The sequence below is a fragment of the Vagococcus sp. JNUCC 83 genome (assembly GCF_053667615.1).
The window spans coordinates 1,026,028-1,039,811 of sequence record NZ_CM132204.1 but is presented as its reverse complement, the minus strand read 5'-3'; the positions used below and the strand labels follow the sequence as shown (position 1 = coordinate 1,039,811).

Sequence of the window (13,784 nt, the reverse complement as noted above, 5' to 3'; positions counted from 1 at the left end):
ATTCCATTCTATCAGCTTATTTTGTGTCTTTTGTAATAGTTAGTTCTACCCATCCTAGTTTGAAACCAGAATTGATGGCAACATTAATAGAAGTTGTATGGGAAAATGAAGTACTATAAACAGGAATAATGTGCTTTTCAGTATGTTGGATTTTTGATGTCAATGTCTCAATTAGTTTCGTTGCGATTCCTTGACCACAAAATTTTTTATCTAAAATTTCTACTCCCATTTCCCATGTATATTTTCCATTTTTATTAGCACCACAGATAGCTACTAATTTATTGTCATAGTAATATCCGAAACCTAGTTGATCTGGGTCTTGCTCAGAGAAACAAAAGGCTTCAGATTTAAAACCTGTTACTTTTAATTTTTCAATATCATAAGGAGTAAATAACTTAAAATTTGTGTCTATGTCATTCTTTTTTATAATTGCTTTAGGTATAAAATATGGTGCCATTCTTCCAATTTTAAGATGATATTTTTGAAGCAAATGATTTAGATGTAAAATATTATCTGGTTCTAGAAACCATTCATTATTTTTATTCGAGTATAATTCTTTTAATTCATCTGTTAGTTTGTTATTTTCGGTTCTTACTAGAAGTTTATTCTTGAAACAAACGATATCTGCTTGACCTCTAGCCCAATACCTAGAGTCAATGGAGCTTTTTTCGGTGACAAAAATTGACTGTTTCATTGGGTTTTCGTTGCAATTAAAGTCAATTTGAAACTGTTTTTTTAAAAGTTTGTTATACAATTTTTCACCTCTTTTTTTAATCAGTTTAACATAGATTTAATAAATAATGATATATTTATATAAAAGGAGTGAAAATATGATTATTTATCGAATGATTTCAAAAGAATAATGGCATATAATTAAACAAAAAGAATATTATAGTCCGAAAGAATTGGAACGAGATGGCTTTATTCATTTCTCTTTTAAAGAATAAATTATTGAGGTTGCTAATGCTATTTATAAAGAATTTGATGAATTAATTGTTTTGGAAGTAGATGTCGATAAATTAACATATCCGAATAAGTTAAAAATAGAAGATTTGTATGATTACAAAGTGGACTATCCACATCTTTATAGCATATTAAATATGTCGGCAGTGATTTCAGATTTTCTATTGGTAACTATAGATAAGGAATTTCAATTTGGCTCATGTATAAGGAAAAAATAGAGTTGACACTATCTTCACTGTTTATTTCATTTTTCGAGTAATTAACTCTCCAAAAATAGCCACCACAACGGCGATTGCTATCCCAATAAATAACCCAATAAATCGGTTCATAATTGATACGCCACTTGGAAAAAGAACAAGCGCAGCGTTCATGGCAGCAATCGAATTAACAATGGTTTTATGTTTGTAATCAACTAAAAAGTAACTGATAAATCCCACGGTTAGTACGAATACCATCGCATAAGGTGTGGGAATTAGTTTGACTAAAAATAAATAAAAGATAATCACGCCAAACGTTGTTCCAATAATGCGTTCGCGTGTTTTTTTGACTGTCTCGCTAAAATGAATTTCTGTGAGTGACATAGCTACGATGCTAATCCAAAGAGGTTTTGGTGCATTGATTAAAATAGCGACTGTCATAGCAATTGATACACTTAAGGTCATTTTTGTGATGTACAAAGGGTGTGTCAATGAGCGTTTCATTTGTTCTTTTAATCCAAGAGGTTGATTAGTTGATAAAGGCTGTTTTTTCTTTGATATGACTGCTAAAACACTTAAAAAAATACTTCCTACCACTAAACAAATGATTCGATTTAGTACTTGCGATGTAGCAACAGGAGTGGATTGACAGAACAAAAAATTAATCAAATAGGGAATAGAATATTGAAATGCAATCGGCTCAGCTGTTAAAACTAAAATGAGTAATGTGAACGCGCCATAAATAAAAAATAAAATAAACGGATGACTATGTGGCAGTTGTGACAGGATTCCTCCAATCGGGAATAGTAATAAGTTAGTCATGACTAATACACTATTTTTTACACCAAAATTAATTTTGGGAAACATCAGGTATCCGACACTAAGTGCGACGATGGGTAGAAGATTTTCACTTCCAAAAATAAGAGTAAAGACTAAGATAAACAGTAAATTTGTTGTATAATCAATTAGATTGCTTCTGAAATTTTGCTTTATATGTGTGTTTAATGTTGTTACCATGTTTATCATCTCCAATATATTAGTACACAAATGCGTACTAATAAGGTATCATAAGGAAAATGGAAAAGTCAATTAAGGAGTGTGAATGATGGACGATATTACAAAAAAACTATTAAAATTATTGCCCTATTGGCATTTTAATGTCGAAAGACGCATCAAGCAAAAAAATGAGTTAGAAATTACTTACGAAAGTTATTACTGTTTATTAGGATTAACACAAATTGATTCTTTAACTATGAAAGATATTGCTGAGGATTTTTATTTTGGAAAACAGCAGACAACACGCATTGTGAACCAGCTGCTTTCTCATAGTTTTGTGGAAAAAAAGATTAGTGAGACAGATAAACGGGTAACAGAAGTATCTATTACACCTCAAGGAAGGATGTATTTAGAAAAAAATCCGTTTGATACAACCTATCTTAAAGATGATTTATCAAAAGTGCTTAACGATAAAGAAATCGTTGCGCTTAATCAGTCACTAGACGTCTTATTGACAACTTTTAAAAAATTATAATATTTATATTAAAACCTCCTTAATATAACTTTTATATAAAGTTCATAAATAACTTGTGTTATAATATTTAGGTAAACTGTTGGAGGAGGTGTTTAGATGAAGCAAGAGATTAGGCAAGAAGTGCTTAGTCGATTAAAGCGCCTTGCAACACAAAAAAAAAAAAAAATTATCAAGAAGAAGAATTATTGTCTTATTTATATGCCACGTCACAGTGGAAACAAGCTAAGGTTATTGCAACAACGTATCCGATGGCTCATGAGTTTGACACAACGAAGTTAATAAGACGAGCATTTAAAGAGGACAAGATAATTGTTATACCAAAAACGAGGAAACTCGGGGAAATGGATTTTCATCAGTATGATCAAACAACTGAGTTAGAAAAAACTAAATTTGGTGTGTATGAACCAGTGAACAGTGAAAAATATGATAAACAATCAATTGATTTAATGATTGTTCCTGGCGTAGGATTTACGCGTGATAAAAAAAGAATTGGATACGGTGGGGGATTTTATGACCGTTATTTAACCAACTTTTATGGTGAGACAATCAGTTTAGCATTTGAAGAACAATTAGTAGAAACGCTAGATACTGAACCACATGATAAAAAAGTAGATACATTAATTTGTATTAACCAGGGGGAACTATATGAGGGAATATAATACGACACGTTGGATGCGTTTCAAGCGTGGGCCGTACTTTACTTATTTATTTTTAGCTATTCAGATAGTAATATTTATTTTGATGGAGCTGGTCGGACTTAAGCAGGGAATAATGTCAGGATCAGAAGATGTCAATATATTGGAAAAATTCGGAGCGATTACACATTATTCAATTGTCTTAGATGGTGAGTATTGGCGTTTTATTACACCGATTTTTGTCCATATTGGTTTTTTTCATTTATTACTTAATTCATTAGGCTTGTATTTTGTTGGACGTATTCTAGAACCGTTAATTGGGCATACACGATTTTTTATTGTGTATCTTTTTAGTGGCATTTTTGGCAATTTATGGAGTTTTGCGTTTGGTTCAACTAATTCCATTTCTGCTGGAGCAAGTACGTCACTTTTTGGTATTTTTGCGGCATTTATTATTTTGGGTCAAATTTATAAAAATCACCCTGCCATAAAATACATGTCTCGTAACATGACACTCCTTATTTTAATGAATTTAGTGATGAATTTATTTGATTCAGGAGTGGATATCATGGGACATTTTGGTGGGGCTCTTAGCGGATTGTTATTAATGGTCATAGTTGGTGTGCCATCAAATAAACTTGGATTTAATGGAAACATTGATAAGAAAAAAAGAATTTTGGCACTCATTGTCTTCGTTCTGTTATCAGTAGGGTGTCTTTACAAAGGGTTTAGCATATAAAAAATTAAAATAAATACAGAGTTGACTAGGAAAACTTAGTAGTTATCTGTATAATAAGGTCGGTAGTGAAAATTGAAAACAATGTATGATGTGCAACAGTTATTTAAACGTTTTGGTATTTTTATTTATGTTGGAAACAGACTGTGGGATATTGAATTAATGATGATAGAATTAAAACAGCTTGAAGAAGCAGGTTTGATTGATAAACAGGAGTATATAAAAGCCATGCTTGTTTTAAAACGTGAGCATCATCTTGAAGAAGATTATCAGGAGGGTCAATAATGACAAATAAATTAATAGGTATTGATTTGGGTGGTACAACGGCTAAATTAGCTATTTTAACAGAAGATGGTGAAATTCAACAACGATGGAGTGTTGAAACCAATATTGAAGACAACGGATCTCATATTGTGCCAGATATTATTGCATCCATTAAACACAGATTAGATTTATATGATATGGAACCAACTGAATTTATTGGCATCGGAATGGGAACACCAGGAACTGTCGATAAAGAAAACGGCACAGTCATAGGTGCGTATAATTTAAATTGGTCAACGCTTCAAGAGATAAAAAAACCAATGGAAGAAACATTTGGCATTCCATTTGATTTGGACAATGATGCCAATGTGGCCGCACTTGGAGAACGATGGAAAGGTGCTGGAAATAATGCACCTGATGTGACGTTTATTACACTTGGTACAGGTGTTGGTGGTGGGATTATTGCTGAGGGTCACCTACTACATGGAGTCGCTGGTGCTGGTGGTGAAATTGGTCATATTACCGTAGATCCAGATGGTTTTGAGTGTACATGTGGTAAAAAAGGTTGTCTTGAGACAGTGGCATCAGCTACAGGTGTGGTTCGTTTAGCTAGAGAGATGAGTGAAGAATTCTCTGGTGAATCAAGATTAAAAGATATGATTGATGACGGTCAAGCTATTACTAGTAAGGATGTTTTTGATTTAGCGAAAGATAATGATCACTTTGCACTATTGGTCGTTGATAAAGTTAGTTTCTACTTAGGATTGGCATGTGGTAATATCGGCAATATGTTGAACCCAAATGATATTGTCATTGGTGGTGGGGTATCTGCGGCTGGTGAGTTTTTATTAGAAAAAGTTCAAATGTATTTTGATCAATTTACCTTCCCACAAGTAAAAGATAGTACCACTTTGAAATTGGCAGAATTAGGTAATTCAGCCGGCGTCATTGGAGCGGCATCATTAGCATTAAAGTTTAAAAAAGATAAATAATAGATAGAAAGGTAAATGTCCCGTGGATTTATTAACAACTATATTAATTATTATTATTGCGAGTTATGGATTGTATAAACTATTCTTTTTCATCAAGAGAAAACGTTCTGCTGAGTGGATTGATCAAGATAAATTTCAAGAAACAATGAGAACAGCTCAAATCATTGATGTGCGAGAAAAAGAGGACTACAATCGTGGTCATATTTTAGGAGCAAGAAGTGTGCCGTATACTATTTCAAGAGCGCACAAAGAATATTTACTTGCCATTCGTAAAGATGCACCAATCTATTTGTATGACAACCGCACAAGTATGGCGATTTATATGGCTGGTTTGCTTAAAAAAGAAGGATACAAAGATATCTATATTTTAAAGGATGGCTATATGAATTGGACTGGGAAAACAAAGAAAAAATAACTAAAAAGATGTCGGAATTTTTTCCGGCATCTTTTTTAATTGACTGATTGAATGGTTGAATTCATCACTAATGGGTAGTGAATTAACTCTGTTGTGTCGAGAGCTTCATTAAAGAGATGAACACCGTTTATTTGAGTATTGTTATATGTTTTATAGTAATAGCTACCAGTTGTTGTGTCGCAACAAGAAGAATAAATAGTGTATTCAAATTGCGAGTTACCAACATCACACAGGCCTTTAGTTTGTTCGACAGAAGATAAAATATGGAAAAACTGAAGAATATCTTCTTCGACAGTGTCACCTATCAGACAATTTTCTTTTGTAAAACTTGCGCGAACAAAGCGAGACATAGAAGACAAATCACCAGGAAGTCCCAAACCACCTAAACCGTTGCTATAGTCATCTAATGATAAGTGACTAGAAAAAGTATTGTCTGGAGTTTTAGTTGTTAAGTGTCGGTAATTGTTTAAATTAAATAACTGCTTTGGAAAAGGTGGATTATTGGTTAAGACACCTACAGGATTATCGTAAACATGTAACCCATCTTCATCTGATTCAATGGTTAAGGAAGACACACTGTCAGAAAGCATCCAATGAAGTGGTGAATTTGGCATGTCTTTACTAAAGGGTTCCTCAGTAATCGTTAAATCACTTAACAACCGTTTTGCTTCCTCGACTGTGCCACATTGTGACAATAAATAAGGAATGAATTCAAATGTTGTGATGTGCTCGTCACTATGATTTAGTGGAGCAAAGTGTGCGTTTTTTGGATAATTTAGTCCAGCCATACTTAATCCTTTTTCATTGGTTGCATCAAAGTACAGCGGGGTATCATCGACGATAAGCCCCATGCCGATAATAGCGTAATGATTGCTAATTGTCAGGCCATTTCTAAAGTTAAATGGATAATGTCTAGGTGTAATAACCACTTCTTGATTAAACGTGTAATGCAAATCGAGATTTCTCCCAAAAAAATGATGATTGCCGTTAAAACTGACTGATGTACACATAGATGTTTCACTCCTGTCGTTATTTTAAATTAGTATAACTCGTTTTATCCCTTATTTAGGTGAATTTTTTATGATATTTTAGCTAGTTAATATAGAATGCACTATTTTTTGTAATTCGGGCACAATCTTTTTTTCAAAGTCAGGATTTTTAGCAAACCAACGAAAGTTTAGCGGAGAAGAATGTACAATCGGAAAATAGGTTGGTAAGTAATCTTGATATGAAAATACCGTCTCCGTTAGTGTGTGTTTCATCGATGATTTTAAGTAATATTTTTGCGCGTAAGTCCCCATTAAAATCGTCAGCTCGATATTTGGCATACATGCTAGTAATTTAGGATGCCAATTGGCTGTAAAGTCTTTTCTGGGAGGTAAATCCCCGTGAGTTGCTTTTCCTGGAAAGTAAAAATCCATAGGAAGTACTGCGATTTTTTTTGAGTCATAAAACGTTTCTTCTGATACACCCATCCATTCGCGAAGTTTATCGCCACTTTTATCTCGAAAGACTTGGTTTTTTTCTTGTGTTTTAATCCCAGGTGCTTGACCGATAATCACTATTTTTGCTTCTGGAGAGGCCATAAAGATGGGTTGCCATCCCTTATCTGTAAAGGGTTTATTTTCAGGGTCTGACATAATTTGTTTTTTTATACTGTTAATAGACATCGTCATATCCTCCTTTCATCGTAAATAAAAAACCAAAAAATAACAATGAGTCATTTTTTGGTCAATGAAATATTATCTTGCTCTACTTTTACGCATGGCTTTTTTGCGGTTATCGTCAATCATTTCTTCTTTTTCTTCGATTGGTTCGATAAGTACTTTTTTAACGCCTAAAGCAACCCCTGTTAAAGCAGCTAAAGTTGTTGCAGTACCTACTAAAAATCCTTTTGAAAATTTCTTCATAGTCAGTCACGTCCTTATCTGAATTTATACCTTTATTATACGCATTTTACAATAAAAATCTAGTGATAAGGCATACAACGACTATTAATTTTACATAAAAATGGTAGAATGAAACAGAATGGAAGTGATAAAGATGACAAAAATAATCGCCCACAGAGGTAGTAAAGGCACACATCCGGAAAACACATTACCGGCATTTCAAGAAGCTATCGATGTAAAAGCAGATGGCATTGAGCTAGATGTGCAGTTAACAAAAGATGGTGAACTGGTGGTTATTCATGATGAAAAACTTAACCGGACAACCAACACTAAGGGTTGGGTTAAAGATGCGACATTAGCAGAAATAAAACAGTTAGATGCTGGCTCTTGGTTTTCTGAATCTTATCAAGATACACGTATTCCTACGTTAAACGAGGTACTTGATTTACTTAAGTCTAATCAATTTACGGGGTTATTAAATATCGAATTAAAAACAGATAAAATAAATTATGTAGGAATCGAACAAAAAGTATTGCATGCTCTAGAAGAAAACAAAGTCACCTATCAAGTGGTGTTATCAAGTTTTAATAAAGATACTGTTAGACGGTTGCGAGCCATAACTAAAGACTACGAGTTAGCATTTATTGGCTTTGGGAGTAAGCGTGAGGTGGCATGGGTTAATAATCAACGAGATATTAATAGTTTTCATTCCGACATTCGCTGGCTAAAGCGTCATATCGATCAAACAAAAGACATACCAACGCTTCGTCCTTGGACAGTCAATAAAGAATCAGACATGATGTTTTGTTTTGACCGTCAGTTAACAGGAATATTTACTGATTTTCCGAAAAAAGCACTAGAGGTAAGAAATCATGACTAAGCAAAAAGTGTTGGTGATAGTTGGCCCAACAGCTGTAGGGAAAACTAGTCTAGGGGTTCGACTAAGCCAACGATTTAACGGAGAAGTTATTAGTGGAGACTCTCTACAAGTATACAAGACATTAGATATTGGTACCGCAAAAGCGACAAAAGAAGAAATGCAAGGTGTGCCACATCATTTAATAGATATCAAAGAGCCAACAGACAGCTACTCTGCCCATGAATTTAAAACACAGGCAACTGAATGTATCGATGAGTTAGCAAGACAAGGTAAATTACCCATCATTGTGGGAGGAACTGGTCTTTATATCCAATCACTCATCTATGATTTTCAGTTAGGGTCATCTGAGTTGACAGATAACGAGAAAAAAAGTCGTAAAAAATGGGAGAGCTATGCAGAAAACTTATCCAATGAAGAAGTGTGGCAAGCTTTAGAAAAAATGGATAAAAAAGGGTCAGAGACAATTCACCCGAATAATCGAAAGCGGGTGATTAGAGCGCTTGAAGTTTTTGATTTAACAGGTAAAAGTATTAGCGAGCAGCAACCTCTTGATTTGATGGATTTGTCAAAAAGTGCGTTTGATGTGAAACTTATTGGGTTAACCACAGATAGAGAAGTTTTATATAATAGAATCAATCAACGAGTGGATATGATGATGAATGACGGATTACTTGATGAAGCAAAGATGGTCTATGAATTAGAATGTCCGCAAGCCAGTCAAGGAATTGGCTATAAAGAATTTTTTCCGTATTTTGAAAAAAAATACTCACTGGAAAAATCAGTGGAAGACGTCAAACAGCATTCAAGGCAATATGCCAAACGCCAGCTCACTTGGTTTAGAAATCGGATGCCAGTTGAATGGTGGGATATTGTGTTGGACGAAGCTAACGTCAGTCTACTTGAGCGTGAGATCGCCGATTGGTTAGATGAGAAAGAAGGAATGACATGATAGAACGTGTAATCACAGTTGGGGTTGAAACCCAAGAAAATTTTTACTATTTTGATGAATCAATGAAAGAATTAGAAAACTTAACACAAACAGCTCAAGGTGAAGTGGTTGGGACGATGACACAAAAACGGCCGACTCTTGACCGCCGAACCATTATTGGAAAAGGAAAATTAGTCGAATTAGAAGCGCTTGTTGCGTCAAAAGATGCAGATATGGTGATTTTTAATCATGAGTTAACAGCTAGACAAACAGCGGTTATTGAAGAGATGGTGAAAGTAAAAGTTATCGACCGTGTACAATTAATTTTAGATATTTTTGCACTCAGAGCCAAATCAAAAGAGGGGCAACTTCAAGTCGAGTTAGCTCAGCTATCGTATCTATTACCAAGACTTAGTGGACAAGGGGCTAGCATGTCGCGTCTTGGTGGTGGTATCGGAACGCGTGGGCCAGGTGAAACAAAACTGGAGACCGATAGGCGCCATATTAGATTTAAAATGACACAAATCAAGCAAGAGTTAAAAGAAACAGAAAAACATCGTGAGAGAAGTCGTAAAAAGCGTCAAGAATCAAATACTATGCAGATTGGTTTGATTGGTTATACGAATGCTGGTAAATCAACTATTATGAATTTATTGACACAAGCAGATACGTATTCTGAAGATCAGTTGTTTGCAACTCTTGACCCATTAACGAAAAAATGGGAATTACCAACAGGGACGCAGATGACATTAACTGATACCGTTGGGTTTATTCAAGATTTACCAACACAGTTAATTGAGGCATTTCAATCAACACTTGAAGAAAGTAAGTCGATGGATTTTTTACTTCATGTAGTCGATGTGACGTCCACTAATCGTGATCAGCAAGAAAAAACAGTGCTAAAATTATTGCATGAATTGGATATGGACCACATTCCAGTGTTGACTGTTTATAATAAAGCGGATCTGTTGGATGGTGATTTTGTTCCAACATTATTTCCAAATCGTTTAGTATCAGCTAAACGAGTGGAAGATAACGAGGTGTTGACACAAGCAATTCTGGCGTTTTTAAAAGAAAATCTGACGCAATATCAGTTACAATACACACCAGAAGAGATGAAAGATTTTAATCAATTAAAAGAAGCGACAATACTAGAAAGTTATGAGTATGATGAAACACTCAATGAATATGAATTAATAGGGTATGCCAAAAATGTGGCACGTTGGGAAAAAGGAGTTAAGAAAGATGAGTTGGAATGGTAAATTTCATCCTGAATTAATTGAAAAAATAAAACTGGTAGACAGTGATATATACGAAGAACGTCAAAAAATGCAAGATGTGGCCTTAAGTAATCAAGCAAAAGTATTGGAAGCTTTTAGAGAACATCATGTATCAGAAAGTCATTTTGCCCCGTCAACTGGATACGGGTACGATGATATCGGAAGAGATGCGCTAGAATCGGTTTATGCCTCAGTATTTCACGCAGAAAAAGCATTAGTGAGACCACATATCGTCTCAGGAACACATGCGATTTCGACAACCTTGTTTGGGTTGCTGCGACCTAATGATGAATTGATTTATATTACAGGAACACCCTATGACACATTACTTGAAGTGATTGGTGTAGCTGGCAATGGGATTGGTTCGTTAAAAGAGTACAACATCGGCTATAAAGAAGTGGCGTTAAAAGAAAATGGCTTAGTTGACTTTGAAAAAATTAAAGAAGCCATTTCTGATAACACAAAAGTGATCGCGATTCAACGCTCACGAGGCTATGATTCACGTCCGTCATTTACGGTGGAACAAATTGGTGAGATGATTTCTTTTGTAAAAAATATTGATGAAAACTTATTAGTATTTGTTGATAATTGTTACGGTGAATTTGCTGAAGAAATCGAACCAACAGATGTTGGAGCAGATATCATGGCAGGATCTCTAATCAAAAATCCTGGTGGTGGGATTGCTAAAACGGGTGGCTATATTGTCGGAAAAGAAGCATTAGTTGATAAAGTATCTTACCGTTTAACCACACCTGGTGTTGGTGGCGAAGGTGGCGCGATGATTTATAGCACACATGAGATGTTGCAAGGATTTTTCTTAGCGCCACATGCAGTGAGTCAAGCCATTCAAGGGGCGATTTTTACTGCGCGCTTATTGGAAAGTTTTGGCGTGGAATCAACACCTAAGTGGAATGATAAACGCACGGATTTAATTCAGATGATTGAATTAAATGATAAAGAAAAGATGATTGCGTTTTGCCAGTCAGTTCAAAAATTTTCGCCAATCGATGCGCATGTTTTACCAATTCCCTCATACATGCCTGGTTATGAGGATGATGTGATTATGGCAGCTGGAACGTTTGTGCAAGGCGGTAGTTTAGAATTAACAGCAGATGGACCAATAAGAGAACCATACCAATTATATGTTCAAGGTGGGTTAACTTATGAACATGTCAAAATTGCGGTCTGTGAAGCTGTAAATAGTATCTTTTTTTAACCATTAAAAAAGTTGGTTAATCGTGTGAGATAATATGACATGATTAATTGACTTTATTTTTTTTTACTGTTATTCTGTTTTTAACCTTTTATGAAAGGAGAAGAAAAATGAATAAAAGAGAATTAAAACGTAGTAAATCTGTGTTTCCTATTGGATCAGTGATGTTGTTAACAGAGCTCACAGCTAGACAAATTCGTTACTATGAAGAACAACAATTAATTCATCCTGAAAGAAACGAAGGAAACAATCGATTATTTTCTCTCAACGATATTGATCTTCTACTGGACATAAAAGACATGTTAGACGATGGGTATACCATTAAAGATATCAAAGCATCTTTTGATAAGGAAAAAAGAAAACAGGAAAAATTATCAGAAGAAAAGATTCGGATTGCTTTGTATAATGATTTAATGAAAGAAAGTCGCTTTAACAGATACTAGGTGTTAAAACTTTAATAAAAGGGTGGAAATCAATGGCAAACTATTCAACAAAAGAAGAAATCAAAGAACTCGTAGCAAAAGAAAATGTTCGATTTTTAAGACTGATGTTTACTGATATTTTAGGTAGAATAAAAAACGTAGAAGTTCCAATTAGCCAATTAGATAAAGTTTTAGACAACAAAATGATGTTTGACGGTTCTTCAATCGAAGGATTTGTTCGTATCGAAGAAAGTGACATGTATTTGTATCCAGACTTGTCAACATGGATGGTTTTTCCATGGGAGAGTGAGAAAGGAAAAGTGGCTCGTTTGATTTGTGATGTATATGGTACAGACGGCAAGCCATTTGCAGGAGACCCACGTAGTAACTTAAAACGTATTGTAAAAGAGATGAGTGAATTAGGGTTTACAGGATTTAACATAGGACCTGAACCTGAATTTTTCTTATTTAAATTAGATGACAATGGAAATGCAACGAAAAAATTAAATGATCAAGGTGGTTATTTTGACTATGCCCCAGTGGATTTAGGTGAAAACTGCCGTCGTGATATAGTATTAGAATTAGAAAGTCTTGGCTTTGAAGTTGAAGCATCTCATCATGAGTGTGCTCCAGGACAACATGAAATTGATTTTAAATATGCTGATGCGATTGAAGCGTGTGATAACATTCAAACATTTGAATTAGTTGTTCGTACGATAGCCAGAAAGCATGGGTTACATGCAACCTTTATGCCAAAACCATTACATGGTATTGCAGGTAGTGGAATGCATATCAATATGTCATTATTTAATGATCAAGGAAATGCATTCTTTGATGAAAACGGAGAAGATCAATTAAGCGAAACAGCGTATCATTTTTTAGGTGGTTTATTAGAACATGCTAGAGGGTATACAGCTGTATGTAATCCTATCGTGAATTCATATAAACGTTTGGTACCTGGCTATGAGGCACCAGTATATGTGGCTTGGAGTGGTAAAAATCGTTCTCCACTAGTTCGAGTACCTAGCTCACGTGGAGCATCTACTCGTTTAGAATTGCGTTCAGTTGATCCATCGGCTAATCCTTATCTTGCTATGGCTGTGTTGTTGCAATCTGGATTAGATGGCATCAAACGTAAAATTGACCCACCTAAAGCAGTTGATCGTAATATTTATGTTATGACAGAAGAAGAACGTGAAGCGGCTCATATTACTGATTTACCATCAACATTGCACAATGCTGTTAAAGCAATGAAAAAAGATGACGTAGTGAAAGAAGCACTAGGAAATCATATTTTTAATAATTTTGTGGAAGCAAAACGTATGGAATGGGATGCTTATCGTCAATCAGTGTCTGAGTGGGAACGTGAACAATATTTAGAAATGTATTAAACAGGAAAAAAGTTTGTAATCTTTATTAGGTTACAAACTTTTTTATTG

Annotated in this window: 18 protein-coding genes; 13 read left to right on the top strand and 5 right to left on the bottom strand. The window is 34.7% G+C overall.

The genetic code is table 11. The annotated features are described in order from the left end of the window. Positions 1-16: 16 nt before the first annotated feature. Positions 17-754 (bottom strand): GNAT family N-acetyltransferase, encoded by a 738-nt coding sequence (locus JNUCC83_RS04925; RefSeq protein WP_454461104.1) that lies wholly within the window; start codon positions 752-754, stop codon positions 17-19. A 193-nt stretch (positions 755-947) separates the two neighbouring features. On the opposite strand from JNUCC83_RS04925, the gene JNUCC83_RS04920 reads away from it, so the two are divergent. Beyond that, on the top strand, positions 948-1,181 hold the full coding sequence (locus JNUCC83_RS04920; RefSeq protein WP_454461329.1) for a DUF952 domain-containing protein: 234 nt from the start codon (positions 948-950) through the stop codon (positions 1,179-1,181). Between the two features lie 21 nt (positions 1,182-1,202). Here JNUCC83_RS04920 and JNUCC83_RS04915 read toward each other — a convergent pair whose 3' ends face one another. Beyond that, entirely contained in the window at positions 1,203-2,177 is a 975-nt protein-coding gene (locus tag JNUCC83_RS04915; protein ID WP_454461103.1) for an FUSC family protein, read from the bottom strand. 88 nt (positions 2,178-2,265) lie between these two features. Between JNUCC83_RS04915 and JNUCC83_RS04910 the strand changes: the two genes are divergently transcribed. The 6 genes from JNUCC83_RS04910 (at position 2,266) to JNUCC83_RS04885 (ending at position 5,733) form a co-directional block, all read left to right on the top strand. Beyond that, positions 2,266-2,691 carry a MarR family winged helix-turn-helix transcriptional regulator gene (locus JNUCC83_RS04910; protein WP_454461102.1) on the top strand — a complete coding sequence of 142 codons (426 nt, stop codon included), beginning with the start codon at positions 2,266-2,268 and terminating at the stop codon, positions 2,689-2,691. Between the two features lie 185 nt (positions 2,692-2,876). Beyond that, positions 2,877-3,350 carry a 5-formyltetrahydrofolate cyclo-ligase gene (locus JNUCC83_RS04905; protein WP_454461101.1) on the top strand — a complete coding sequence of 158 codons (474 nt, stop codon included), beginning with the start codon at positions 2,877-2,879 and terminating at the stop codon, positions 3,348-3,350. Next, the gene (locus tag JNUCC83_RS04900; protein WP_454461100.1) at positions 3,337-4,065 is read left to right on the top strand and encodes a rhomboid family intramembrane serine protease; all 729 of its coding nucleotides are present in this window, start codon (positions 3,337-3,339) and stop codon (positions 4,063-4,065) included. The genes JNUCC83_RS04905 and JNUCC83_RS04900 overlap by 14 nt, the downstream gene beginning before the upstream one ends. A gap of 72 nt (positions 4,066-4,137) precedes the next feature. Continuing rightward, a complete protein-coding gene (locus JNUCC83_RS04895) occupies positions 4,138-4,347 on the top strand; it encodes a YqgQ family protein (RefSeq protein ID WP_071456978.1) in 210 nt (69 codons plus the stop codon). Next, on the top strand, positions 4,347-5,318 hold the full coding sequence (locus JNUCC83_RS04890; protein ID WP_454461099.1) for an ROK family glucokinase: 972 nt from the start codon (positions 4,347-4,349) through the stop codon (positions 5,316-5,318). Before JNUCC83_RS04895 ends, JNUCC83_RS04890 begins: the two co-directional genes overlap by 1 nt. Positions 5,319-5,340: 22 nt before the next feature. After that, on the top strand, positions 5,341-5,733 hold the full coding sequence (locus JNUCC83_RS04885; protein ID WP_454461098.1) for a rhodanese-like domain-containing protein: 393 nt from the start codon (positions 5,341-5,343) through the stop codon (positions 5,731-5,733). Between the two features lie 35 nt (positions 5,734-5,768). Here the strand turns inward: JNUCC83_RS04885 and bsh are convergent, their stop codons facing one another. The 3 genes from bsh to JNUCC83_RS04870 all read right to left on the bottom strand — a co-directional run bounded on the left by bsh (position 5,769) and on the right by JNUCC83_RS04870 (position 7,643). Further along, the gene (gene bsh, locus JNUCC83_RS04880) at positions 5,769-6,743 is read right to left on the bottom strand and encodes a choloylglycine hydrolase (RefSeq protein WP_454461097.1); all 975 of its coding nucleotides are present in this window, start codon (positions 6,741-6,743) and stop codon (positions 5,769-5,771) included. A gap of 78 nt (positions 6,744-6,821) precedes the next feature. Beyond that, positions 6,822-7,403, bottom strand: a complete 582-nt coding sequence (locus JNUCC83_RS04875; protein ID WP_454461096.1) for a uracil-DNA glycosylase family protein — start codon at positions 7,401-7,403, stop codon at positions 6,822-6,824. A gap of 72 nt (positions 7,404-7,475) precedes the next feature. Further along, complete coding sequence (locus JNUCC83_RS04870) at positions 7,476-7,643, bottom strand: DUF3042 family protein (RefSeq protein WP_454461095.1); 168 nt, start codon at positions 7,641-7,643, stop codon at positions 7,476-7,478. A gap of 133 nt (positions 7,644-7,776) precedes the next feature. Between JNUCC83_RS04870 and JNUCC83_RS04865 the strand changes: the two genes are divergently transcribed. The 6 genes from JNUCC83_RS04865 to glnA all read left to right on the top strand — a co-directional run bounded on the left by JNUCC83_RS04865 (position 7,777) and on the right by glnA (position 13,736). Beyond that, complete coding sequence (locus JNUCC83_RS04865; RefSeq protein WP_454461094.1) at positions 7,777-8,502, top strand: glycerophosphodiester phosphodiesterase; 726 nt, start codon at positions 7,777-7,779, stop codon at positions 8,500-8,502. After that, the gene (gene miaA, locus JNUCC83_RS04860) at positions 8,495-9,451 is read left to right on the top strand and encodes a tRNA (adenosine(37)-N6)-dimethylallyltransferase MiaA (RefSeq protein WP_454461093.1); all 957 of its coding nucleotides are present in this window, start codon (positions 8,495-8,497) and stop codon (positions 9,449-9,451) included. Before JNUCC83_RS04865 ends, miaA begins: the two co-directional genes overlap by 8 nt. Further along, positions 9,448-10,692, top strand: a complete 1,245-nt coding sequence (gene hflX, locus JNUCC83_RS04855; protein WP_454461092.1) for a GTPase HflX — start codon at positions 9,448-9,450, stop codon at positions 10,690-10,692. Before miaA ends, hflX begins: the two co-directional genes overlap by 4 nt. Then, the gene (locus JNUCC83_RS04850) at positions 10,676-11,926 is read left to right on the top strand and encodes a methionine gamma-lyase family protein (RefSeq protein WP_454461091.1); all 1,251 of its coding nucleotides are present in this window, start codon (positions 10,676-10,678) and stop codon (positions 11,924-11,926) included. Before hflX ends, JNUCC83_RS04850 begins: the two co-directional genes overlap by 17 nt. A 107-nt stretch (positions 11,927-12,033) precedes the next feature. Continuing rightward, positions 12,034-12,366: a MerR family transcriptional regulator gene (locus JNUCC83_RS04845; RefSeq protein ID WP_125958017.1), complete on the top strand. Its 333-nt coding sequence runs from the start codon at positions 12,034-12,036 to the stop codon at positions 12,364-12,366. A gap of 32 nt (positions 12,367-12,398) precedes the next feature. After that, positions 12,399-13,736 carry a type I glutamate--ammonia ligase gene (glnA, locus tag JNUCC83_RS04840; protein WP_454461090.1) on the top strand — a complete coding sequence of 446 codons (1,338 nt, stop codon included), beginning with the start codon at positions 12,399-12,401 and terminating at the stop codon, positions 13,734-13,736. Positions 13,737-13,784 lie beyond the last annotated feature (48 nt).